Annotated in this window: 23 protein-coding genes, 2 pseudogenes and 1 riboswitch; of the genes and pseudogenes, 12 read left to right on the forward strand and 13 right to left on the reverse strand. The window is 48.5% G+C overall.

Annotated elements, in window-relative coordinates; genetic code table 11:
* Positions 1-152: 152 nt before the first annotated feature.
* Positions 153-953 (forward strand): symmetrical bis(5'-nucleosyl)-tetraphosphatase, encoded by an 801-nt coding sequence (locus ABF86_RS01070; RefSeq protein WP_011634980.1) that lies wholly within the window; start codon positions 153-155, stop codon positions 951-953.
* Here the strand turns inward: ABF86_RS01070 and ABF86_RS01075 are convergent.
* The 7 genes from ABF86_RS01075 to hemF form a co-directional block, all read right to left on the reverse strand.
* Entirely contained in the window at positions 907-1,578 is a 672-nt protein-coding gene (locus ABF86_RS01075; RefSeq protein ID WP_240142179.1) for a lysophospholipid acyltransferase family protein, read from the reverse strand. The two genes, ABF86_RS01070 and ABF86_RS01075, sit on opposite strands and share 47 nt — an antisense overlap.
* Before the next feature lie 198 nt (positions 1,579-1,776).
* Positions 1,777-2,712, reverse strand: coding sequence for a carbohydrate kinase family protein (locus ABF86_RS01080; protein ID WP_011634982.1), 936 nt, complete (start codon positions 2,710-2,712; stop codon positions 1,777-1,779).
* Positions 2,713-2,743: 31 nt separating this feature from the next.
* Positions 2,744-4,195, reverse strand: a complete 1,452-nt coding sequence (gene gcvPB / locus ABF86_RS01085; protein WP_011634983.1) for an aminomethyl-transferring glycine dehydrogenase subunit GcvPB — start codon at positions 4,193-4,195, stop codon at positions 2,744-2,746.
* A gap of 74 nt (positions 4,196-4,269) precedes the next feature.
* Entirely contained in the window at positions 4,270-5,625 is a 1,356-nt protein-coding gene (gcvPA, locus tag ABF86_RS01090) for an aminomethyl-transferring glycine dehydrogenase subunit GcvPA (protein WP_011634984.1), read from the reverse strand.
* Between the two features lie 209 nt (positions 5,626-5,834).
* Positions 5,835-6,224, reverse strand: coding sequence for a glycine cleavage system protein GcvH (gcvH, locus tag ABF86_RS01095; RefSeq protein ID WP_011634985.1), 390 nt, complete (start codon positions 6,222-6,224; stop codon positions 5,835-5,837).
* Positions 6,225-6,294: 70 nt separating this feature from the next.
* Positions 6,295-7,386, reverse strand: coding sequence for a glycine cleavage system aminomethyltransferase GcvT (gene gcvT, locus ABF86_RS01100; RefSeq protein WP_074455800.1), 1,092 nt, complete (start codon positions 7,384-7,386; stop codon positions 6,295-6,297).
* Between the two features lie 93 nt (positions 7,387-7,479).
* A riboswitch (glycine riboswitch) is annotated at positions 7,480-7,578 on the reverse strand.
* 545 nt (positions 7,579-8,123) lie between these two features.
* Entirely contained in the window at positions 8,124-9,029 is a 906-nt protein-coding gene (gene hemF, locus ABF86_RS01105) for an oxygen-dependent coproporphyrinogen oxidase (protein ID WP_074685262.1), read from the reverse strand.
* A 173-nt stretch (positions 9,030-9,202) separates the two neighbouring features.
* Here hemF and aroC point away from each other — a divergent pair, with 173 nt between their 5' ends.
* The 6 genes and pseudogenes from aroC to ABF86_RS01135 all read left to right on the forward strand — a co-directional run.
* Positions 9,203-10,375, forward strand: coding sequence for a chorismate synthase (gene aroC, locus ABF86_RS01110; RefSeq protein ID WP_011634988.1), 1,173 nt, complete (start codon positions 9,203-9,205; stop codon positions 10,373-10,375).
* 214 nt (positions 10,376-10,589) lie between these two features.
* Entirely contained in the window at positions 10,590-10,943 is a 354-nt protein-coding gene (locus ABF86_RS01115) for a hypothetical protein (RefSeq protein WP_074685230.1), read from the forward strand.
* A 120-nt stretch (positions 10,944-11,063) separates the two neighbouring features.
* Complete coding sequence (locus ABF86_RS01120; RefSeq protein ID WP_074685232.1) at positions 11,064-11,837, forward strand: complement resistance protein TraT; 774 nt, start codon at positions 11,064-11,066, stop codon at positions 11,835-11,837.
* A 57-nt stretch (positions 11,838-11,894) separates the two neighbouring features.
* Positions 11,895-12,221: a hypothetical protein gene (locus ABF86_RS01125; RefSeq protein WP_074685234.1), complete on the forward strand. Its 327-nt coding sequence runs from the start codon at positions 11,895-11,897 to the stop codon at positions 12,219-12,221.
* Positions 12,222-12,414: 193 nt separating this feature from the next.
* Complete coding sequence (locus tag ABF86_RS01130) at positions 12,415-12,696, forward strand: transposase (protein WP_074685236.1); 282 nt, start codon at positions 12,415-12,417, stop codon at positions 12,694-12,696.
* A gap of 123 nt (positions 12,697-12,819) precedes the next feature.
* Positions 12,820-13,049 (forward strand): annotated as a pseudogene (locus ABF86_RS01135) (IS5/IS1182 family transposase); the annotation flags it as partial.
* A gap of 58 nt (positions 13,050-13,107) precedes the next feature.
* On the opposite strand, the gene ABF86_RS01140 reads toward ABF86_RS01135, so the two are convergent.
* The 3 genes from ABF86_RS01140 to ABF86_RS01150 are packed head-to-tail and all read right to left on the reverse strand — an operon-like array spanning position 13,108 to position 15,607.
* On the reverse strand, positions 13,108-15,213 hold the full coding sequence (locus ABF86_RS01140; RefSeq protein WP_074685238.1) for a TonB-dependent siderophore receptor: 2,106 nt from the start codon (positions 15,211-15,213) through the stop codon (positions 13,108-13,110).
* Between the two features lie 53 nt (positions 15,214-15,266).
* The gene (locus ABF86_RS01145) at positions 15,267-15,446 is read right to left on the reverse strand and encodes a hypothetical protein (protein ID WP_143032857.1); all 180 of its coding nucleotides are present in this window, start codon (positions 15,444-15,446) and stop codon (positions 15,267-15,269) included.
* Complete coding sequence (locus ABF86_RS01150) at positions 15,443-15,607, reverse strand: hypothetical protein (RefSeq protein WP_160803422.1); 165 nt, start codon at positions 15,605-15,607, stop codon at positions 15,443-15,445. The genes ABF86_RS01145 and ABF86_RS01150 overlap by 4 nt, the downstream gene beginning before the upstream one ends.
* A 340-nt stretch (positions 15,608-15,947) precedes the next feature.
* Between ABF86_RS01150 and ABF86_RS01155 the strand changes: the two are divergent.
* A pseudogene (locus tag ABF86_RS01155) lies at positions 15,948-16,142 on the forward strand (IS5/IS1182 family transposase); the annotation flags it as partial.
* An 88-nt stretch (positions 16,143-16,230) separates the two neighbouring features.
* Here the strand turns inward: ABF86_RS01155 and ABF86_RS01160 are convergent.
* The gene (locus tag ABF86_RS01160; protein ID WP_074685240.1) at positions 16,231-16,887 is read right to left on the reverse strand and encodes an epoxyqueuosine reductase QueH; all 657 of its coding nucleotides are present in this window, start codon (positions 16,885-16,887) and stop codon (positions 16,231-16,233) included.
* Positions 16,888-17,054: 167 nt separating this feature from the next.
* Between ABF86_RS01160 and ABF86_RS01165 the strand changes: the two genes are divergently transcribed.
* The 4 genes from ABF86_RS01165 to ABF86_RS01180 are packed head-to-tail and all read left to right on the forward strand — an operon-like array spanning position 17,055 to position 20,000.
* Positions 17,055-18,338, forward strand: coding sequence for a DUF3696 domain-containing protein (locus ABF86_RS01165; protein ID WP_074455797.1), 1,284 nt, complete (start codon positions 17,055-17,057; stop codon positions 18,336-18,338).
* Positions 18,339-18,341: 3 nt separating this feature from the next.
* Complete coding sequence (locus ABF86_RS01170; RefSeq protein ID WP_074685242.1) at positions 18,342-18,872, forward strand: hypothetical protein; 531 nt, start codon at positions 18,342-18,344, stop codon at positions 18,870-18,872.
* 2 nt (positions 18,873-18,874) lie between these two features.
* On the forward strand, positions 18,875-19,576 hold the full coding sequence (locus ABF86_RS01175) for an RNA ligase family protein (RefSeq protein WP_074685244.1): 702 nt from the start codon (positions 18,875-18,877) through the stop codon (positions 19,574-19,576).
* A 49-nt stretch (positions 19,577-19,625) separates the two neighbouring features.
* Positions 19,626-20,000, forward strand: a complete 375-nt coding sequence (locus ABF86_RS01180) for a DUF202 domain-containing protein (protein WP_011634998.1) — start codon at positions 19,626-19,628, stop codon at positions 19,998-20,000.
* 46 nt (positions 20,001-20,046) lie between these two features.
* Here ABF86_RS01180 and ABF86_RS01185 read toward each other — a convergent pair whose 3' ends face one another.
* On the reverse strand, positions 20,047-21,504 hold the full coding sequence (locus ABF86_RS01185; protein WP_074685246.1) for a catalase: 1,458 nt from the start codon (positions 21,502-21,504) through the stop codon (positions 20,047-20,049).
* 26 nt (positions 21,505-21,530) lie between these two features.
* Positions 21,531-22,877: a DUF3422 domain-containing protein gene (locus ABF86_RS01190; protein WP_074455792.1), complete on the reverse strand. Its 1,347-nt coding sequence runs from the start codon at positions 22,875-22,877 to the stop codon at positions 21,531-21,533.
* Between the last annotated feature and the right edge of the window lie 30 nt (positions 22,878-22,907).

Raw genomic sequence — 22,907 nt, forward strand, 5'->3', positions numbered from 1 at the left:
AATAGGACTGAATACCCGAGTAAAAAGCAAAGCGTGTTTCAGAAAATTGCGGCGTTTGTAGAGAAGTTTAAAGGCGCAGGTGGAAAAATTTAGCTTAATTTTAATCAAGTACAATACAGCACTGCTAATTAATCTATATTTTCCTGATCTTAATGGCAACTTATGCAATTGGTGACCTACAAGGCTGTCACCGACATTTTCTTGACCTGCTTGACCTGACTGGCTTCAATTCCACGCGGGATAGGTTGTGGCTGGTGGGCGATATCGTTAACCGCGGCCCTGACTCCCTCTCATTATTGCGTACTTTGATGGCACTGGGAGATACCGTCACAATGGTACTCGGCAACCATGATCTTCATCTTTTGGCAGTCGCTGCCGGTTCTGCCCAACTGAAACACGGGGACACCTTGCAACCACTTCTGGATGCTCAGGATAGCAAAGTTCTGCTTGACTGGCTGAAGTGCCAGCGATTGTTCTATCACGAAGATGAATACGCCCTAGTCCATGCCGGGCTATTACCCGCCTGGCACACTGAACAAGCGGCGATGCTGGCACAAGAGGTTGAAGCAATCATCCACAGTGATCAATTTCAAATGTTTTCTCAATCAATGTATGGCAATGCACCTGATTGCTGGCAGGATACATTACGGGGAGAAAGCCGCTGGCGAGTCATCATTAACGCTATGACACGCATGCGCGTCTGTTCACCCAAAGGCAGAATGAATTTTTCCTACAAGGAAGGATTGTCCGCTATTCCCCAGGGATTGCTGCCCTGGTTCGAGATTCCCTGGCGTGCCAGCAAAGATGCAACGATTGTATTTGGGCATTGGTCTGCGCTGGGATTACATCTGACGCCCAATCTGATTGCTCTGGATACGGGATGCGTCTGGCAAGGCTGCCTGACAGCTATTCGACTGGAAGACAGGAAGGTATTTCAGGTACCGTGTGCATAATCTTCAGTGATAACGCTTGAGCAATGGCCTTTTCCGCCAGACGTGCAAGTTCGCGGCGGTTTTTATCATCTCCGGGAATGGGGCTCATGAAATTTAATTCTGCCTGAATTTCCGGTTCATTCAATATCAACATCAGAGATTGCAATATCGTTACGGTAACATAGACCACACTTGTATTCCGCGAACCATCGCGGTTGCTGTAACGAATCGCAATCGGACAAAGCAGTGCTTTTGCTGTTACAACTGGCTGCAACAAGGAGGCGTGAAAGTGCAGGAGCACATCGCCGTTACAGGTCGCACCTTCAGGAAATATAGCCACAGAGCATCCAGCCTTCAGCATACCGTCTATTTTCTGATTGACCCGTAACGTATCCCCCCGTTTTTTACGTTCAATAAACAGTGTCCCGGCACTCCGGCATAACCAGCCCAGCACTGGCCAGGTGCTGATTTCTGCCTTTGCAACGAAGCGCACAGGATACAAAGCCAGAATAACGATGATATCCAGCCACGAGGTGTGATTCGCCACAAAGAGCACCCCTTGCTGATTGCAGGCAGGCAGAGAACCACCGGAAGACAACTTCACATTAAGGATATGAAGAAATTTCTGTGCCCATTTACAGATCATGTGATTCTGCCGGGCTGTACTGGTATACGGAAGCAATAGCGATTGCAGTAATCCGGAAGCAATATGCAACATCAACCTGATAAACCGGATGCTTTTGACCAGCTTGTTTACCCTGGTTACGGCCATGGCGAACAGCAAGTCAAAGTGATCAGGGAAGAACCAGGTTGATAAATGTATTTTTCAGCCTTGGGCAGGCCACTAAAATATACGACTGCCAAAAGATTCAAAATAGCGCTGACCGATCTCATCCCGCTCATAACGATGATTCTGGCCGCCACGATAAGCGATTTTCAGCGTGCCCATGAGTGAGGCAAGTTGCCCGGTTTCCTGCCAATCCATGCCCTGAGCAATGCCGTAGAGCAGCCCGGCGCGATAGGCATCCCCACAGCCCGTTGGATCAACCACTTTTTCCGGTCGAACAGCCGGTATCTGGAATTGCTTGCCCTGCGCATAAATCACCGAGCCTTCTGCTCCTTTTGTCTCGATAAGTGCGTTGACCCGGGTAGCCAGCTTATTCAATGTATAACCAGTAAGTGATTGCAGCAGCTGAGCTTCATAATCATTAACCGCAATGTAATCCGCCTTTTCAATGAAATCGAGCAACTCATCTCCATTGAACATCGGCATCCCCTGGCCGGGATCAAACATGAATGGAATACCAGCCTCATGAAACTCTCGGGCATGAGTCAACATTCCTTCTCGGCCATCCGGAGCGACAATACCCAGACTTATATCCGCAGCGTCCTTCACACTGTTCCGGTGTGAAAAATTCATTGCTCCCGGATGAAAGGCCGTAATCTGATTATCATCCAGGTCAGTGGTAATGAACGCCTGCGCTGTAAAAGTATCCTGCACCTGGCGGATATGGGTTTGCGCCAATCCAAGCTTTTCCAGCCTGTAGGCGTAGGGTTGAAAATCATCTCCAACCGTTGCCATGATCAGCATTTTGCCATCCAGCATCTGCAGGTTATAGGCAATGTTTGTCGCACATCCGCCAAACTCCCGACGCATCTCGGGCACCAGGAATGCTACATTCAAAACATGGATTTTGTCCGGAAGAATATGGCGTTTGAAACGGTCTTCAAACACCATGATTGTGTCATAGGCGATGGAGCCACAGATCAGTGTATGCATATCAGCTCAAATATCGTGTGCATGAGGTGAATCAGCCCGCTGGATTCCATACCAGATCAAGTTCACGAGCAGCCTTGACATCATCTATTTTCCGCAACGGCATGTTATGAGGCGCCGTCTTGACCATTTCCGGTTGCGTGTCTATCTCATCCAGAATCTCCTTCATCGCAACAACAAAGCGATCCAGCGTTTCTTTGGATTCGGTTTCAGCCGGCTCGATCAGCAAACATTCCGGCACCAGCAGCGGAAAATAGACGGTTGGCGCGTGAAAACCCTTGTCCAGCAGGCGCTTGGCCAGGTGCATTGCAGTCACTCCGGTTTTATCCTTGATTTCCTTCATAGTGACAATGAATTCGTGACTGGCTCGCCGGCTGGGATAGGCAATCTCAAAGCCCAGTTTGCGTAACTCGGCCAGCAGATAATTAGCATTGAGTGTTGCATATTCTGCAATCCGGAACATTCCTTCTGCACCCAGCAATCTGACATAGATGTAAGCACGCAACAGTACTCCTGCATTACCCATGTGCGCGGATAAGCGTCCGATAGATTGAGGACGATCTTTCTCCGTCAACCAGCGATAAACACCCTGTTCATGCGCCACGATAGGGATCGGCAAATAAGGCAACAAACAGTCTGCCACGCCTACCGGAGCCGCACCCGGCCCACCACCGCCATGAGGGGTCGAGAAAGTTTTATGCAGATTCATGTGGATCACATCAAATCCCATGTCACCCGGTTTGACTTTACCCAGTACTGCATTAAGATTGGCCCCATCGTAGTACAGCAAACCACCGGCCTCATGCACGACTCGGCTCATTTCTGCCACTTTTTTCTCGAATACGCCCAGAGTGGAAGGGTTAGTCAGCATTAAACCAGCTGTTCTGGGACTAACTGCCGCTTTCAAGGCTTCCATATCCACGTCACCATCGCGATCCGTAGGAATCTCGATCACCTTATAACCGCACATGACAGCGGTCGCCGGGTTGGTACCATGCGCAGCATCCGGGATGATGATCTCGGTGCGCTCGGTATCTCCACGCGCTTCATGATAGGCACGAATCATCGTAATACCGATCAGTTCGCCCTGTGCACCCGCCATGGAAGTCAGGCTAACCGCAGACATACCCGTAACGTCTTTCAGGATTTCCTGCAGCTCATACATACAAGCCAAGAAGCCTTGACCCGTATCTTCTGGCGCCAGCGGGTGGCGTGATAAAAATTGTGGCAACATGGCCAGTGCATTACAGGCACGCGGGTTGTATTTCATGGTGCAGGAACCAAGTGGGTAAAACTCCGTATCTATCGAGAAATTTTTCTGGGATAGCCGAGTATAGTGACGCACCGTATCCATTTCGGAAACCTCAGGCAACAAGGGAGCCGATTTGCGCTTCAGATTATCCGGAATATTGTTCTTGGCTGGCCGGGTTGCCGGAGCCTGGGAATAATTCAGGCGATTTTTGCGGGAATGTTCAAATATCAGCATGTTTTATCTTAGGTTGGTGAGATTGATTCAATACAGAACAAGTAACGCGGCTCTCTTCCGGTTTACTCCTGATTTCAGGCTTTCAGTATCTGCCGCAACATTTCAGTATATTTATCCAGATCTTCTGCTATTTTGGTTTCTGTTGCGCAGACCAGTAGCGTGTTCTTCAGATCCGGGTAGTAATTCTCAAGTAGTACACCTCCAAGTACGCCTTGCGCTTTGAGCTTGTTCAAGACTTCATCAGCCGGAACAGATAGCTGAAGCACTGCTTCGTGAAAGAACGGGCTGTGGAATGCTTTCTTCACGCCGGGAAGTGTTTCCAGTTGTTCCACCAGCGCCAAAGTGTTTGCATGAGATTGGGCGGCAACCCGATACAATCCTTCAGGCCCCAGTAACGACATGTAAATTGTCGCTGCTGTTACCATCAATCCCTGATTGGTACAAATATTGGAAGTTGCTTTCGAACGACGGATATGTTGCTCCCTTGCCTGCAATGTCAAGGCAAAACCTTCTTTGCCTTCCAGATCGGTAGTCCGTCCAATGATCCGCCCCGGCATTTGCCGAACCAGTTCTTGTTTGCAGGCCATGAAGCCAAAGTATGGCCCGCCACTGGAAAGTGGAATTCCCAGAGGTTGTCCTTCTCCGACAGCGATATCTGCTCCCTGACGCCCCCATTCTCCTGGTGGTTTCAACATGGCAAGTGCAGTCGGGTTAACCACTGCAATAGCCAGAGATTGCTTGTCGTGTGCCCAATCAGCCAGCGTATCGACCTGTTCGAGCACACCAAAAAAATTGGGTTGAGGAATAATCAGCGCAGCAAATTCTTCCTGTGCAAACTGGTCAAGCTGATCAATGGACACCTGCCCAGTGGCAGGATCGTATGGAACCTCAACCACCTCGATCGCCTGATTTCTGACAATGGTACGAACCACACTGCGATAAATTGGGTGCACAGTCTGCGGAACCAGAATACGTCTGGATGATTTGTGCTGGCGCACAGCCATCAGAGCAGCCTCGGCCAGAGCAGATGCCCCATCATACAAACTGGCATTGGACACATCCATTCCGGCCAACGACGCCATCATAGTCTGGTATTCGTACAACAATTGCAATGTCCCCTGGCTGGCCTCTGCCTGATAAGGTGTGTAGGAAGAATAAAATTCTCCCCGGGTTGTTATTTGCCAGACTGCTGCTGGAATATGATGTTCATAAGCACCTGCGCCGATAAAGCTGAGATAGAACCCATCTTTCTGCGCACGTTCGTACATGAGGCGCGAAATTTCCATTTCGCTCATGCCAGTCGGTACCTGGGTTAATTTCCCGTTTTTTAGCTCGGCGGGAATTTCGTCGAATAATTCATCGATAGATGTAGCGCCAATGCTGGCAAGCATTTCTGTTACATCTTCTTCTGTATGGGGAATAAATGGCATGATTAACTGTATTATCCAAAAAACTTAAAGGTTATGTCTGCTTGTCTATTTACTGCAAACAGCTTTAACAAAGCGGTGAAAAACTTCTGCGTTGCCATCGTTGTGTTAACAACAGGCTCAAAGCTCATTTACCGCATACATAAACTGCGCTTTTTTGCCTGTTTTGCCTTGCTCCGACGGCATCTTCATCAATGTTTCTCACCATCCTGTTAATGTGCATCACTTTCCAGCAGCTTTTCATATCCGTTGGCATCAAGTAATCCATCAATTTCAGCCGTATTGGCCGGCTTCAGTTTAAACAACCAGGCTGAATAACTATCTTCATTTATTTTTTCCGGGGATGATTCCACCTCAGCATTGATAGCAATAACTTCTCCGCTGAGTGGAGCATAAATATCTGAAGCCGCCTTGACAGATTCCACTACCGCACAATCTTCCTGCTGCGCCAGGATGCGCCCTACCTTGGGCAATTCAACGAACACCATATCTCCCAGTAATTCCTGGGCATGTTGAGTGATACCTACTGTTACCGTACCATCTGCCTCCAACTTGATCCATTCGTGTGATTTTGCATATTTCAGCTCTGCTGGAACGCTCATTTATCCGTCACTCCCCTAAATTTAGGTTTAAAAATTCAAAATGCTTTATCTGCTGATACTTTTACAAAAATCAGATCAGTGCCTGGCCATTGCGTACAAACGGGTATTTAACAACCCTTGCCGCAAGCTGTTTATCCCGCACGACAACATGTACCTGCTCTCCTGCAGCGATTCCCACCGGAATACGAGCCAGTGCAATCGACTGATTTAAAGTGGGCGAAAATCCACCACTGGTGATTTCTCCCTCACCAGCGATACCCTCATGCTGTGTAATAATTTTTTGATGGTTGCGTAATACGCCCTTATCCAGCAGAACCAGTCCTACCAATTGTTGATTAACCGGCTTTTCAAGCAAGGCCTGTTTGCCAATAAAATCCCGCTCGCTTTTTAGGTCTACGGTCCACGCCAATCCGGATTCGAGCGGATTGGCGGTTTCGTCCATATCCTGACCATAAAGATTCATACCTGCTTCCAGACGCAGGGTGTCGCGTGAACCCAGGCCAGCCGGGGCCACACCCGCCGCATGCAGCTTTTGCCAAAAAGCTGCAGCCTCATCGGCTGGTAATGTAATTTCAAAGCCATCCTCACCGGTATAGCCGGTACGCGCAATGAAATAGTTGCCAAATGCTACTGACTGGAATGGCTTCAGGTCTTCTGAAGCTGCTTTGGAATCTGGAATAACAGCCCATACTTTTGCACGAGCATTCGGCCCTTGCACAGCGATCATGGCAAGGTCACGACGTGGAGTGATGGTTAAATCAGGTGCATGTTGACTGGATTGCAAGGTAATCCAGTCAATATCCTTATCCGCCGTACCGGCATTCACCACCAGACGAAACCAGGATTCGGACAGGAAATAAATGATCAGATCATCGATAATCCCACCAGCAGGATTCAACATACAGGTATAGAGCGCCTTACCAGGAACGGTAAGCTTATCGATATTATTTGCTACCAATCCTCGCAGAAATTGACGAACATTTTCGCCGTGAAGATCGACTGTCAGCATATGGGAGACATCAAACATGCCGGCATCACGTCTGACAGCATGATGCTCATCCAACTGGGAACCATAGTGTAAGGGCATATCCCAACCACCAAAATCCACCATTTTTGCGTGCATGCCACGGTGTGCCGCATTCAGAGGGGTTGTCTTCAGCATTTATTCTCTCTCAAAAGTAAAAGGAAAGTTTTATCTGTGCTATTTCTGCATCCACGCAATACTACTCATGATCGCAGCGGCCAACAGATATCAACTACCCCCTCTGTCCTTTTACCTGAGAGTTTTACGGATAACTTTCCGCATGCCCCTTCGGTGGCTGAAATTGTTTCAGCGCTCTCCAGATTGCCGATCACAAGCAGTTATTCAAGCTTTACACAGCCACACCTGAGCGATTCCGGGGGGTTACGCCTTCGGTGACGCTGTGTTTTATTCAGACACAGCGCACTCTCCTGCCTGGATGAAATGTTAGCAGGTCGAACTATACTCTAGCTTGGGATATTAAGACAAGGTGAGACCGCAGCGTTGCGCCAGCACCACAGCAGAATCAACGCTTGCGGCAATTTCAGCCCGTATCGCTGATGTAGCACGAGCATATATGTAAAGCTATTATCATTTCATGGTTCTCCCGGCTAGCTTGATGGATTCTATCAGCGCTCTCATGACAGTTCGCGCCATGAGCAGCGGATAACAAATTTTGTCTATGCAATTATCCGGGACTGAACAGGTGATAACAGACAGCAAACACAATCAGCCTGTTGCTGACAACAAGCTGAACAGAAATTTCTCTCCCAAACAGCCTAACCGTCCGAGGAGATTCAAAGAGTGCGCTCGTGCCAAGCGCACATCAATAACAAATCCAGCTTGTACTCAGATCTGCTATTTTTGAAGTTGTCTCATCAATCAAGCGGCAGCCAGTCCTTGCCAATCAGGAAATCAGTATAGAGCTTTGCTTCCGGGCTACCCGCTGCGGGTGACCAATCGTAACGCCATTTGACGATAGGCGGCAGTGACATCAGGATAGATTCGGTACGCCCCCCTGACTGTAGGCCAAACAGCGTTCCGCGATCCCATACCAGGTTAAATTCCACATAACGACCGCGGCGATAGGCTTGAAAATCCCGTTCACGTTCGCCATAAGGAAGATTGCAGCGTTTTTGCAGGATGGGGACATACGCCGCCAGAAACTGATCCCCTACACTTTTGGTCAGGTTGAAACAGGTGACAAAATCCGGCTGGTTGAGGTCGTCAAAAAATACACCACCTATTCCACGCGGCTCTTTGCGGTGTTTCAGGTAAAAGTATTCATCACACCATTTCTTGAAACGTGGGTAATATTCACTACCCGAAGGCTGAAGTGCATGCTTGCAGATCTGATGGAAATGAATAGCATCCTCTTCGAAACCATAGTAAGGCGTAAGATCCATACCCCCGCCAAACCACCAGACTGGTTCGGCTCCTTCTTTGATGGCGGCAAAAAAACGGACATTCATGTGAACAGTCGGTGCATAGGGATTGCGCGGATGCAGCACCAGTGAAACCCCTGCTGCTTCAAACGCCCTGCCTGCAAGTTCTGGCCGGGCTGCTGTAGCCGAGGCAGGCAAACCTTTCCCATATACATGGGAAAAATTGACACCACCGCGCTCCAATACATTGCCTTCTTCGATCACACAACTGGTTCCTCCCCCACCTTCCGGGCGATCCCATGAATCGCGACGAAATGAACCACCATCAGCCTGCTCCAATCCGGCCACAATATTATTCTGTAAATTAACCAGATAATCCTTGACTTGTGCAAAGTCCATATCCTCTCCCAATATGTGATGCTGATATTCGTCAATCGGCCTTTTCGGGCAATTCTACCTTCACACATTCAAATTAGCACGCTGATACCACGCCACCACTCAATTGTCATCCCATCTCTCCGTTTTGGCTTGTGTTAGACTCCATGATTTCCTCGTTTAACCAAGGATCTGTAATGTCTGGCAATACCATCGGAAAGCTGTTTTGCGTCACTTCATTTGGTGAATCCCACGGCCCGGCGATCGGCTGTATCGTGGACGGATGCCCCCCGGGGCTAGTGTTATCTGCCATGGATATTCAGCTGGAGCTCGATCGACGCAAACCTGGCACTTCCCGACATGTCACCCAACGGCATGAGGGAGATCGGGTGGAAATACTCTCGGGCGTATTTGACAACATCACAACGGGGACACCAATTGCTCTGCTGATTCGTAATGAAGATCAGCGCAGCAAGGATTACAGTAAGATCATGGATGTGTTCCGTCCTGGCCATGCAGATTACACCTACTGGCAAAAATACGGCATTCGCGATTATCGTGGTGGCGGTCGTTCATCCGCACGGGAAACGGCTGTGCGGGTAGCAGCTGGCGCTATTGCCAAAAAATGGCTGCATGAACGCTATGGCATTGTCATTCGGGGCTATATGGCGCAGCTTGGCCCAATCGCCATTCCCTTTAAAAACTGGGAAGTCATCAACCAGAATCCTTTTTTTGTCGCGGATGATGACTACGTTCCCAAACTGGAAGCATTTATGGATGCCTTGCGCAAATCAGGCGATTCAGCGGGTGCCCGGATCAATGTAATAGCGGAAGGTGTGCCCGTTGGCTGGGGTGAACCGGTTTACGACCGGCTGGATGCTGATATTGCTTACGCCATGATGAGTATCAACGCAGCCAAGGGGGTAGAAATCGGTGCAGGATTCAATAGTGTGACGCAAAAAGGAACAGAACACTCGGATGAAATCACACCCGAAGGATTTCTGAGCAACAATGCCGGTGGAATTCTGGGAGGTATTTCCAGCAGCCAGCCGATTACCGTCAGCGTAGCGATCAAGCCCACCTCGAGCATCCGGCTCGGGCGACGTTCTATCGACAAGGCCGGCAATCCCGTGATTGTTGAAACCCACGGCAGACACGACCCCTGCGTCGGCATCCGGGCAACACCTATCGTGGAAGCGATGCTGGCTATCGTCTTGATGGATCATGCCCTGCGTCATCGAGGACAGAATGAAGATGTGGTTTGTACCACTCCCAAAGTTCCCGGAAATATCATCAACCCGACAAATCCGGTAACAACACAACCCGACGTACGCCGGGCTGAAGATCCGGAACCGGATGAAAATTCGTAAATAGATTATTTACCCCAGAAAAACAGGTAATTCTCAACTCTGCCTCTCTCACATCAGCTCGTCGTTGAGAACTAAAAAAACCACTGATCAAGCAACAACAACTGCATAATTCGTACTTGAAAAATCCATATTCGATATGCCAGAAAGTCAGAATCGTTTAAGAACCTGAAACAGGTTCCGTTTTAAGGACAACTTTATGTAAGGAGATAGCAGAGTGGGCACAAGACGATCAAATTTTGCTGTTTACGCGGGATTGCTGTTTCTCTTGACCAGCAGTACTGCAGGATGGGCGCAGGACATCAGTGAAATTCAACGACAATTCAACACTGAAATTCTCAATAAGCCATTTAGTGTTCCCAGCGATGCAGAACTGACCTCCGCATTGAAAGAGGCCACACTAAAGGGCAAATCCAGCATCGCGCCCAGCCATACACCGGCTTGCGTCGGACCTGGGTGTACGACAGGTGGAAATTACGGTTACGGAAGCTACTTTGGAGGATACGCCCGACCCTATTATGGCGGCTATTACGGCCTTAATCGCTACCTTCCCTTTTATTACGGCTGGTAAATTGTTCAATTGCAAAGTATATGCAAGCGGCAATCACATATCTCAGCTATATAAAAACAGTTTATTCGTTTGATCTTTAATTTTTCACACAAATACTAAAACTAAATACCAGGAGGTGAAATGGGTTATTCCATCAGTAAACCAGCCCGGGCTCTGGCCGGGATCATAGTTCTCTCTTTGACATTGGGCGGTTGTGCTGCAGTTCATACATCCATTGCAAAAAAGGATTTGGATGTGCAAACCAAGATGAGTGACACTATTTTTCTGGATCCAGTTGAGCCAGGGCAAAAAGTTGTCTACCTGAACATTCGCAATGCTTCTGACAAAACCAATTTCGATATTTCCCCGTCTGTCATCAATTCATTACAAAGCAAAGGTTACCGCATTACAGAAAACCCGAAAGCGGCGCATTACTGGTTGCAAGTCAACGTGCTAAGCGTTGAGAAAGCCAGCCCGACCGCAGCCGAATCCGCTTTGAGAGCGGGTTATGGTGGGCTGGGCAGTGCAGCAATGGGCGCTGCAGTAGGCTCGGCAACTGGCGCAGCTATTAGTGGCTGGAGCGGCGCCGGGATTGGTGGGCTCGCCGGCGCGGCGGCATTTGGCCTGGTGGATACCATCGCCGGGGCTGCAGTAAAAGATGTTACCTTTATGGCCATCACCGATGTTGAGATCGCTGAGCGTGCTGAAGATGGCATCATCGTGCGCGAAGATCGTCAACAGGATCTGAAACAGGGGGTTGGAGGCTCTAAAAGACAGACTTCTTCCAAAGTCAGCGAAATGAACAAGTATCGCACCCGCGTCGTCAGCATCGCCAACAAGGCCAATCTTGAATATGAAGAAGCCGCACCTGAATTAACGAATGGCCTGGCACGCACTATTTCCGGATTATTCTGACATTCTGCCTGCCGCCTGGCACAACATCTGGGAGCGACTCATCAAAGGGGATCCACAATGACCATAAACACCATGATCATCACGCTCGCTTCAGTGGCTTTGTTATCATCCACAACTATATTGGCAACACAGCCCGCTGACAGCCATTCAGTGGTCAATCGTATGGCAAAAGAGCTGGGGCTCAGTGACACGCAGCGCTCCCAGGTTGAAACTATTCTCAACAATGAGAAAAAGAAAGTTGAAGCAGTGTTCAACGAGGAGAAGATGAAATTACAGGCAATTCAGGAAGAAACCCATACCAACTTGCAAGCGGTGCTCACGCCTGAGCAAATGCAGAAACTGGATAGAAAAATGCGCCAGAAAAGCAGCTCTGGCAGAAAATAGATTTTAGAACCTGTTTGTGATCTTATAAAATTAGTGATCATGTTGGGGCATGAGAACCTGTTCAAGATCTCGATCAAGGGATGCAGTGCAAGGCAAAATTGAACGAGAAAGCGGAGCATACTTGAAGTATGTGAGCATTTTGAGTTCAATTTCAACGCCGTAATGCGCCCTTCAGTGAGATATTGAACAGGTTATGAGAAAAAGTTATCCAGGCGCTCTATCCAATTTGCTGCCATTCAGCCGATCCTGGAAAGAGTTCGCAAAGTCACCAATCTGCGTCACCAAACCGCGCATTGTTGACCTGTTCGATGTATTTTACACAGTGGTGTACATGCTTAAAACGGACTGCCAATGGCGAGTGCTTCTCGGTGACTACCCCAAACGGGAAATGGTTTGCGCATATTTCTCCAAATGGAAAAAACCTGACGTCGGTGGCATGAGTGCGTTGGAGTGCGCATTAAAAAATCAGATATAAAAGAGCTGCATACGGGTAATAAAATGTCCGGAATCAAACGAGACATATTGCTGCATTGACGCCAGTAGCATCCCGACTGTCCCGCGTATTAAGTATGCTTGCCGTCTAGCTAGCTACACAGCCCAACCATTTACTGAGGCAGTCAGATTGTGTTTGGGTGAGGTGATCTCACGGTGCAGATCGCCAGGAGAAATGAACCGCACATTTTTCCTGCCATTCCCAGGCGTTGGATTGTGAAACGAACTTTTTAATGGCAGGAAAAATGCCGGCGATTATGGAAGAACTGTGAGCGTAAACTCAATACCAACCTGCAATTTATCCACCTGGCCTTCCTGGCTCTACTACTCAAAAGAAGATGCCGATGGATACATTTTGTCTGGCCTCCTGAATACACTCTCTTGCGCCTGGCAATCAGAATTCGACCCGAGACGCAATTTTGAACATAACAGGTGCGCCAACGCCTAGTAATCCGTTACCTGCAGTACTCCAATAATTACTGTTGGTTACGTTATCCACGACTGCCTGAATCGTGGCGCGCTTGCCTGCAATGCGGGTCGTGTAACGTGCGCCCAGAGAAAGTATTGCATAATCATCTACAAAGGCCTGATTGGCACTGTTCACGGGCCGCCTCCCTACGTAATACACGCCACTGCTGAGCGCTAATCCAGGTATGCTGGTCGGACGGTATTCTGCGAAGAGGCTGGCAGTACGTTTCGGTGTGTTATCCGGTATTTTGCCAAATGTCTCGGCATTGGCTTTGTTCAATTGTTCCGATTCCATAAACAGCGCGGATCCGATGAGCGACAATTGTTTCGTCACCTCGCCAGAGGCTGATAACTCAAAGCCGCTGTATTGGGCCATGCCGTTAAGAACGAAACGATTGGCCGCATCTACGGTTGTCGAAGCGCGTTTGATGTCAAAGTATGCAACTTGGAGCAATATACCTTGCGCGACAAGTGCCTTGACACCCACTTCCTTTTGCTTTGATACTGCTGGCGCCAGGATTTCCCCGTTATTGGCGCGATTGGCGGGCGCTTGTCCGCTTTCCTCTACGCCTTCAATATAGCTTGCGTACATTGATACGTTGGGAATGGGCTTATACATCAAGGATAACGACGGATTAATCCTGTCGGCCTTATAATGAGTAGTCTTGGCAACACTCTTATAGAAACTACCGCGTGCCCCCAGCATGATTTGCAACTTGCTACCAATCAAGATCCGATCGGATATATACAAGCCTAAATCCGTTATTTTTGATCGGTTTGCACTAAATGGAGTGGTAGGAGATTGACGTGCAATATCAATGGGATTGTATAGATTCTGCGCGGTATCGAATGTGGATGAAGTGCGAGGATTCTGTCTACGTTCGTTGCCGGTAAACCCCACAGAAACCTCATGGGTAATGAATTGACCAGGAAATCGTCCAAATACTTCGGTGCGAATGTTCTGATTATCCCAATTTTGGCCACGGTTGAAGAAGGTACGCAAGGTACCCGCGCCGGTAACAAGATTGTAATCCTGAAACTGGGAGAAATTGCGATCCCGCCTGGTTTCCGCCCTACCGATCTCGAATAGCAATCCCCAATTGTCGCTTATGGCATAATCTGCACGAAGCAGCAGGTTAGTTGCCTCGGCATCATACTTCTGCCATTTTCCAGCGAGATTGCGGCGGGCATCCGGAACAGGTGGTAAGGTTATGACGCCGTTGATTGCTGCAGGAGCTCGAATTGCTGCCTGTTCAGAAACCTCCTTACGGTAATGCTCTACATCCAATTTAAGGGAAAGTTTATCCGTGACCCGCCAGTCAAAAGCGCCCGAAACAAGGGCGCGGTGACCGGAAAAGTTGCGGATGCCGATATCCTCGCGCCCGGCAAGAAGATTGATGCGTGCCCCGAACTGTTGTTCGCTGCCGAAGCGCCGCCCCAGATCAATATGCGAATTGGCGCCACCATACATATTCACCATCAACGAAACGTTTGAAACAGGATCCTTACTCGCGCGTTTAGTTACCAGGTTGACGATACCGGATGGTGGGACGAAACCATAATATAGTGATGAAGCGCCTTTGAGTACTTCAACACGCTCCTTGTTCTCCATCGGGATATCAATCAGGTTAATGATCGGCAAAGATCCGTTGAGCCGATAATTACTGCGGTTTTCCACAAGAATGCCGCGAATCGCAATATTGTCGTAAGTCGAACCGTTTAATTGCGAACGTGTAACCCCCGCCGTATTACGTAATGCACCAAATATGCCGGTTGTGGCCTGTGCGTCAAGCACTTCTCGTGTGATCACATTACTGGTCTGTGGTACATCGATTGGTGCCATATCCCGAAATGTTCCAACCTGGACAAAATCGGAGTTGAAACTTCCTATCCGTTCGCCAGTCACCGTTACAGCGGGGAGTTTTTGTCCTGCCTCAGCTTGATCGGCTTCAGTTTCAGTTTCAGCTTCCGCCAGCTGAATCCAGAATATCAATAAAGATGCAGCGATTACTGAGCATAAATTAATTTTCATAATTACCAATAGCTCTCTTCACGTTAAATCCTTATTCATAGTCTAAATATTGCTTACCAGTTGTTGCCGTACATGGTTTCATGTTGGGGATTAAACACATGGCGGGTACAGACAAAGCAGATATGATTGTCTCGCCCTGTAACATCGACACCGATATGTTGCAAATGGGAACCGGTGATGAGTGGTTTTCGACGGATATAACTCTCCGCTCCTGGCGCAACGTACGATTTCATGCGGATTGACCAAATAGCCTTGGCGTGGTGATGAGTATGTTGCCTCTTGCGCCATATGAGTCAGATTCACGCGAAGCAGAATATCCGCCACTTCGCGACAGCACTGCGCAATCCAGTTGGGACGCAACGATACTTGGAATACTATAATTGATATTGCTCATAGCCAATATTCCCGATATATCGGGTAAAAGTTGGCTGGCTTGCCCAAGACGGGCTGGCGAGCTATAGAATTGTTAATGCGGAAGAATACCTGGAAAACCATTCAGACCTCTGCTGCCAGCGAAGAGAAATAAATGTATCGCTCTCATAAATTAACCGTCTGGCAGATAGGCTATTACTTACCAGCAGTAGTTTTTGCAATCAATAGTAAGAATGATTCTTATTGTATTTATTAAAATACAATAATACAAGTTTTTATCAGTTACCCGTATTGAATTATCCTAAGTTGTTTTAAGAATCTGTTCAAAGTCTCAGGAAGTGTGAGAAGGTTGGGGTGATGAGGTGATCACGGCGCAGATCGCCAGGAGAAATGAACTGCACACTTTTGCGGCCATTCCCAAGCGTTGGATTATGAAACGAACTTTTTAATGGCTGGGAAAATGCCGGCGATTATGGAAGCGCTGCGAGCACAAACTCAATACCAGCCTGCAATTTATCCACCTGGCACTTTTAACGCTATCGCCCAGAAGAGCATAAACAGGTTCTTACAAAGAACGATTGCTGAGATAGCAACATAGAGTGAGCACATAAGAAATCTTTCGTCATCCCGGCCCAGAATACAAATCTATTCACCCGGTTTAGCCGTGTTCCCATAATATTTCTCTCCAATCCGGATGCGTTCCCTGCCATTTTTTTCCCGCCAGCTATTAGTATCGCGCAGTGAATAAGCACAGCCACAGTATTCCTGCATGTAAAATTTCTCCCGTTTACTAATTTCCAGCATGCGTGCGGAGCCTCCTTGCTTGCGCCAGTTATAAGTCCAGTAGGTAACGCCGGGATACTGCGCAGCGGCCCTTACGCCGCTGTCGTTAATCTGCTCCATATTCTTCCAGCGGGAAATACCCAGTGAACTGGAAATAACATCAAATCCATTTTCATAGGCATACAGCGCTGTGCGTACAAACCGCATGTCAAAACACATAGTGCAGCGGATGCCCCGCTCCGGTTCCATTTCCATACCTTTTGCTCGCTTGAACCACTCATCCCTGTCGTAATCAACATCGATAAACGGGATGCTATGCTCTTCCGCAAAACGGATATTCTCATCCTTGCGTAAATCGTATTCTTTGCGCGGATGGATGTTTGGATTATAAAAAAAGATGGAAAAATCAATCCCGGAAGCCATGATGGCCTCCATCACCTCACCCGAACAGGGTGCACAGCAGGAATGCAGCAGCAATTTTTTACCATTTTCCGGCAATTCCAGTTTTCTACGTTCCATTTTTCAATTCACCTGTACGCTGTTATTCAATTGTTGCATTATAGACCCGGCTAATACTTTACTGAATCACTCGACAGTTTTATAAACTTCAAAAACAGTACCATAAACAGGCTTTGCAGGATCCGATAGAATCAACAGAATATGACGACAGGAAATAAATCCAATCTATGTTCACTTCTTTAAGGTTAATCAATTTCAAAGCCTGGGAAGATACCGGGACGATCGCACTAAAACCGGTGACTGTATTACTGGGCACCAATTCATCCGGAAAATCTTCACTTATTCAGAGTCTGCTGCTATTGAAGCAAACGGTGCAGTCCCCGGATCGCTTGATTCACCTCAACCTGGGGGGCGATGAAACTAATGATTTGTTTAATTTTGGCAGCTTCGATGATGTATTGAAACGTGGCACACAATCTCCACGCGAATTTTCAATTACATTTGCTTTTGAGGCATATGAACAGTCACGGGTAAACGAAGGGCGATTTTCCTGCAGCTATCGACAAACTGCAGTGGGTGCCGCCGTCATTCAAGAGCTGGCACTCTCCACCGGCGCGCACCGTTTTCGTGCGGTACGGAGGGAAAAAGAAAACTATGCCATCTTTATTGCTGATGAAACCCGGCCATGCGCTAAAGACAGGAATCTCGCACCTGAACGCTCCATTGCACTTCCTGCCGAGGCGATCGCCACACTGGGCAGCAATGGTGCTATCGCTGAAGATCTGAGCCTTGTCATCCGGCGTGAGCTGGAAAATATCTGCTATCTTGGCCCGTTCCGGCGCAAACCAGAACGGGATTACGTCTGGAACAAAACCACACCCGGCCAAATTGGAAGTGATGGCTATCGCACTATCGATGTCCTACTGTCCGGTGCATTGAGCAAAGATGGGAAACAGAATGAAATTCTGGATGGGATTTCTTACTGGCTGGCACGGATGAAAGTGGCAGAAAAACTGACCATCAAACAGCTTGGCCGTTCGTCCCGTTACGAAATTATAGTGCATAAGGATGGCATTGCCGCCAATCTGCGCGATGTCGGCATTGGCATCCCGCTAATCCTGCCTGTGCTGACTGCAGGTTATTTTGCACCTCCAGGTAGCACCGTGATTCTGGAAGAGCCTGAAGTCCACCTGCACCCGCTGGCACAATCAGTGCTAGCAGAATTCTTTGTAAGGCTGAGTCGGTCACGCCATATTCAATTCATCGTGGAAACACACTCAGAACATCTGTTTCGTCGAATGCAAACACTGATTGCACGGAAAGAAACATCGGCAGAACAGATTGCCATGTTGTTTGTGGAAAGAGTGGCAGATAACGCAATATTACGGAAACTAAAAGTGGATGAATTTGGCCGAGTAAACAATTGGCCACAACACTTCTTTGGCGACGCACTGGGCGAAACACGCGAACAAGCCCGGCTAATGCTTGCCCGCCAGCAAGAACAAAATTAATCAGTGAAGCAACGATATGTGGTCGATACCAATATCTTGATCCTTGCCAGTGTGGTGAATCCCGTTATGCCGAAAGATATCGACACAACACCGGAAGACCCCGCACTGCAGTTCCAGGTATGGCAATGGCTAGTTGAATTTGAAAATAGCCCGGCAAGGCTGGTGCTGGATTCAGCCGGAAAGATCAAGGAAGAATATGACAACAAGCTCGGATTCAACGATTACGGGATTCAGGTTGTCATCCATAAATGGAGCACTTTGGCCGTGGATAATGTGGAGATTCAATACAATGCTGACGGCCATGCCATATTACAAGCACCGCTGGATTTAGTGGTACACGATCTGGCTGATCGAAAAATGGTCGCCGCCGCACTGGAAGCTATGAAGCACTATGGAGAAAGCGCTATCGCCTTCGCCGGTGATACCGATTGGCATGACTGGGAACAAGCATTGCTACAAGCGGGGTTATCACTGGAACCTATCATTGAAGACTGGTCTCGCGCCAAACACGCGGAAAAGGCCAACAGGAGATAACCATGACCGAATTCTTCCGTTTCCCTAATACCCCTCACCTGCTTTGGTTGGGAAAAGGCCAGCCGAGAGATGACAAGCTGTTATCCGATTCCGAAATTGCCATGCTGCTGCAGGATGAAGTGCTGATTGAGGAAAAACTGGATGGTGCTAATCTGGGTATTTCTCTGGATGAACATGGTGAGCTGCGCGCGCAAAACCGAGGTCAATATCTGCCACAACCTTTCGCCGGCCAATTTTCTCGTCTGAACAGCTGGCTTGGTCAGCATGGAGAAGCTCTCAGACAAACTCTGACACCGAAACTGATCCTGTTTGGGGAATGGTGTGCGGCCCGGCATTCACTCGATTACAACAAGCTGTCGGACTGGTTCCTGCTGTTTGATGTTTATGATCGAGAAGCAGGAAAATTCTGGAGCGTTGAACGACGCAATCAATTGGCTCGACAGTTGAATCTCACTACTGTGCCATTGCTGAAACGCACAAAAGTAACACTCGATCAGCTGATTCAATTACTGAATGATGCAGAAAGCCGCTACCGTAACGGTAAAGTTGAAGGTATTGTCATTCGCTGTGATTCGCCCCTTTGGTGTGAAAACCGGGCCAAACTGGTCAACCGGGAATTTGTCCAGACAATCGAAGATCACTGGCGCAGCCGGGCAATCGAATGGAACCTGGTGAATACCGGATCAGCGAAATACACATCATGAATAGCTATGTGATAACCGGTAACAGAATCAAGCTACCGGGGAGAAAATCATGTCAAATCTGAAAGACCCAAGAGTATTATTTGCTGCTGAGCGCACTTTACTTGCCTGGAACCGTACCAGCCTGTCACTGATTGCGTTTGGTTTCGTGGTGGAACGCGCAGGCAAGCTTACGCTCGCCATTTCACCAGGAATTATCAGCCCAGGCCAGCTGACAGGTATGTTATGGCTGGGCCTGGCTTTCATTGTTCTGGGTGCAATTACCTCCGCCCATGCTGCCCGCCAGTATGCAATTGTCCTTCAAACGCTTACGCCGGATGAGTTCCCGCCGGGTTATACGGCGAAATGGGGGCTTCTGGTGAATCTGGCAGTCGCCCTACTCGGACTGATACTGGCATTGGCGCTCTGGCTGTGGCATTTATATTGAGCAGCACGAGCATCCTCGCAGCGCCAATCGTAAATCTATTTCAGATCTACCCCACTTCACCCATTGGAATTTCCAACGCCCTGGCAATTCCTTCAGCATAAGCTCTATCTGCATTCAGACAATGGATAATATGCCGGAGCTGGCTTTCACGGGAGGCTTCACCGATAGCACGCGCAGTATTGTCGAACAGTATCTGCTGTTGCGCGGGGCTCATGAGCCGGAACAGATTACCCGGCTGGGTATAATAATCTCCATCCTCACGATGATTCCAGTGAGCGGCTGAGCCTTCTAGTGCCAGAGGGGGTTCTGCATACCCGGGCTGTTGCTGCCACTCCTGATAACTGTTCGGTTCATATCCCAGCGTACTGTCGTGATTACCATCAACGCGCATAGTGCCATCACGATGGTAGTTATGAAAAGGGCAACGTGGTGCATTGACCGGAATCTGGTGATGATTGACACCCAAGCGATAGCGCTGCGCATCACCATAGGAAAACAGTCGTCCCTGCAACATTTTGTCTGGTGAAAAACTGATTCCTGGTATGACATTCGCCGGATTGAATGCCGCTTGTTCAACTTCGGCAAAATAATTTTCCGGATTACGATTCAACTCCATCACACCAACCTCAATCAATGGGTAATCCTTGTGTGGCCAGACTTTGGTCAGATCAAACGGGTTATAAGAAAGATCGGCCACATCACTTTCCGGCATGATTTGCACAAATAAGGTCCAGCGTGGAAATTCGCCGCGTTCAATGCTTTCGTACAGATCACGCTGATGACTTTCCCGATCCTCGCCAATCAGTGTTTCCGCCTCGGCATCAGTCAGATTCTTGATACCCTGCTGTGTTCTGAAATGAAACTTCACCCAGTATCGTTCTCGCTGGGCATTGAGGAAGCTGAAAGTATGGCTGCCAAAACCATGCATATGCCGATACGTCGCAGGAATACCGCGATCGCTCATGACAATGGTAATCTGGTGCAGAGCTTCCGGCAGTAATGTCCAAAAATCCCAGTTATTGCGTGCACTGCGCAGATTAGTACGAGGATCCCGTTTCACGGCATGGTTGAGATCCGGAAACTTCAGCGGATCACGCAGAAAAAATACTGGTGTATTGTTCCCCACTAAATCCCAATTGCCTTCTTCAGTATAGAACTTGATGGCAAAACCGCGAATATCCCGCTCTGCATCAGCAGCGCCACGCTCCCCCGCCACCGTGGAAAAGCGGACGAACAATTCAGTTTTTTTACCGATTTGCGAAAAGATTTTTGCCTGCGTGTAACGGGTAATATCGTGTGTCACGGTGAAGGTGCCGTAAGCACCGGAGCCCTTGGCATGCATCCGGCGCTCGGGAATCACTTCACGATCAAAATGCGCAAGTTTTTCCAGAAACCAGACATCCTGCAGTAACATCGGGCCACGCGGCCCGGCAGTCATGACATTCTGATTATCCGGCACCGGTGCACCGGCACTGGTCGTCAATTTCCTTTTGCTATCATCCATTTTTCTCTCCTTCCGTAAGTTTTACATCAGGCACCTTTTTTTCCGCTACTGGAAGCAGATCTTGAGGTAGCTTTACTCACTATCCGGCGAAATCTCCGGATAGCAAAAAACACGATTGTCAAGACAATTGGAATCGCAATACCGGTCATCAGCTCTATGTCAATATCCAATCCTGCTGCTTTGGCGGCTCGCAGACCATATCCCGTGATGCCAAGCAGATAGTAGCTCAACACAACCACTGACAGTCCTTCCACAGTTTCCTGCAGCCGCAGTTGCAGGTAGGCCCGGGCATCCATCGATTTGAGCAAATCACGAATCTGTGATTCCATCGAAATATCCACCCGTGTACGCAGCATGGAAGTGGCCCGCTCCACACGCAATGACAGCGTATCAAGTTTAGATCGCACCAGATCAAAGGTGCTCATGGCAGAGGTGACCCGCTGCTTTCTGAATTCATACAGCATTTGCAGGCCTTCAATTCGTTCCTCACGCAGCTCGGTAATCCGCTGCTGCATGATGATGTGATAGGTATGTGATGCACTGAAACGATGACTGGATTGAGCTGATATTCTTTCGATTTCTGTGGCCAGCGCAGTCAGCTTCACCAACGACTGCTGTTCATCCTCAATCGAATTGGGTGTGGCGTTGGTCGTCATCAACTCTATCAGCTGGTCTCCGTATTGCTCCAACTGAGGAATGATTTCGCGCGTCATGGACAATGGCAAGATGGTAAGCATGCGATAAGTTTCAATCTCCAGCAACCGCTGTACCAGCCTGCCAACCTGGCGACTGCGCAAGTTATCATCGTGCACCAGAAAACGGGTAAACCCGTCCGGATGGATCTGGTTATCACTCCAGACACTGGCGCTGCCTGCCGAGACTTTAGAGCCGATGACGGTATTGGATGAAAACAAGGTAGCCAGTTCACTCATACTGCGGCCGGGGCGCCTGCGATCTTCCAACACAATATGCGTTGCAACCAGCAATTCTCCAGGTAATTTCGCCAGCCATTCCTGCGGAACATACGCAATGGCTGGCTGGGCAAAGGGCTCATCAAACGGGCCTTCCCTGTAGAACGTATAGGTAGAGTATTCTGTATGCCGTTCCCAGCGCAGATGAAAATCACCCAACTCAACACTTAATTGATCAAAAGCGCCATTGAGAATCCGGATATCGAAATGTTTGCACAACTCAATAACCAGCCCGCGCTCCCTGTTCACCCACTGCCTATCAGAGAGCAAGACCAGATGAGAAAGCTGCAACGGAATATTAACCAGCTCATAGACATCTGCATTCAGTTCATCATGCAGCATCTTCCGCTCGAAATATTCCGGAATATCCGTTAGCCCGCTTTTCAACAAAGTGTCAGTCATAATCTGAAAAAATTTTCTGATGATTGAAAA

This window comes from Nitrosomonas sp. GH22 (genome assembly GCF_009833115.1).
Taxonomy (GTDB): Bacteria; Pseudomonadota; Gammaproteobacteria; order Burkholderiales; family Nitrosomonadaceae; genus Nitrosomonas; species Nitrosomonas eutropha.

Excerpts from the sequence above, each read along its gene's own strand:
- ABF86_RS01070 (WP_011634980.1), top strand. The coding sequence starts at position 153 with ATGGCAACTTATGCAATTGGTGACCTACAAGGCTGTCACCGACATTTT.
- ABF86_RS01075 (WP_240142179.1), bottom strand. The coding sequence starts at position 1,578 with ATGATCTGTAAATGGGCACAGAAATTTCTTCATATCCTTAATGTGAAG.
- ABF86_RS01080 (WP_011634982.1), bottom strand. The coding sequence starts at position 2,712 with ATGCATACACTGATCTGTGGCTCCATCGCCTATGACACAATCATGGTG.
- gcvPB (WP_011634983.1), bottom strand. The coding sequence starts at position 4,195 with ATGCTGATATTTGAACATTCCCGCAAAAATCGCCTGAATTATTCCCAG.
- gcvPA (WP_011634984.1), bottom strand. The coding sequence starts at position 5,625 with ATGCCATTTATTCCCCATACAGAAGAAGATGTAACAGAAATGCTTGCC.
- gcvH (WP_011634985.1), bottom strand. The coding sequence starts at position 6,224 with ATGAGCGTTCCAGCAGAGCTGAAATATGCAAAATCACACGAATGGATC.
- gcvT (WP_074455800.1), bottom strand. The coding sequence starts at position 7,386 with ATGCTGAAGACAACCCCTCTGAATGCGGCACACCGTGGCATGCACGCA.
- hemF (WP_074685262.1), bottom strand. The coding sequence starts at position 9,029 with ATGGACTTTGCACAAGTCAAGGATTATCTGGTTAATTTACAGAATAAT.
- aroC (WP_011634988.1), top strand. The coding sequence starts at position 9,203 with ATGTCTGGCAATACCATCGGAAAGCTGTTTTGCGTCACTTCATTTGGT.
- ABF86_RS01120 (WP_074685232.1), top strand. The coding sequence starts at position 11,064 with ATGGGTTATTCCATCAGTAAACCAGCCCGGGCTCTGGCCGGGATCATA.
- ABF86_RS01125 (WP_074685234.1), top strand. The coding sequence starts at position 11,895 with ATGACCATAAACACCATGATCATCACGCTCGCTTCAGTGGCTTTGTTA.
- ABF86_RS01130 (WP_074685236.1), top strand. The coding sequence starts at position 12,415 with ATGAGAAAAAGTTATCCAGGCGCTCTATCCAATTTGCTGCCATTCAGC.
- ABF86_RS01140 (WP_074685238.1), bottom strand. The coding sequence starts at position 15,213 with ATGAAAATTAATTTATGCTCAGTAATCGCTGCATCTTTATTGATATTC.
- ABF86_RS01145 (WP_143032857.1), bottom strand. The coding sequence starts at position 15,446 with ATGAAATCGTACGTTGCGCCAGGAGCGGAGAGTTATATCCGTCGAAAA.
- ABF86_RS01150 (WP_160803422.1), bottom strand. The coding sequence starts at position 15,607 with ATGAGCAATATCAATTATAGTATTCCAAGTATCGTTGCGTCCCAACTG.
- ABF86_RS01160 (WP_074685240.1), bottom strand. The coding sequence starts at position 16,887 with ATGGAACGTAGAAAACTGGAATTGCCGGAAAATGGTAAAAAATTGCTG.
- ABF86_RS01165 (WP_074455797.1), top strand. The coding sequence starts at position 17,055 with ATGTTCACTTCTTTAAGGTTAATCAATTTCAAAGCCTGGGAAGATACC.
- ABF86_RS01175 (WP_074685244.1), top strand. The coding sequence starts at position 18,875 with ATGACCGAATTCTTCCGTTTCCCTAATACCCCTCACCTGCTTTGGTTG.
- ABF86_RS01180 (WP_011634998.1), top strand. The coding sequence starts at position 19,626 with ATGTCAAATCTGAAAGACCCAAGAGTATTATTTGCTGCTGAGCGCACT.
- ABF86_RS01185 (WP_074685246.1), bottom strand. The coding sequence starts at position 21,504 with ATGGATGATAGCAAAAGGAAATTGACGACCAGTGCCGGTGCACCGGTG.
- ABF86_RS01190 (WP_074455792.1), bottom strand. The coding sequence starts at position 22,877 with ATGACTGACACTTTGTTGAAAAGCGGGCTAACGGATATTCCGGAATAT.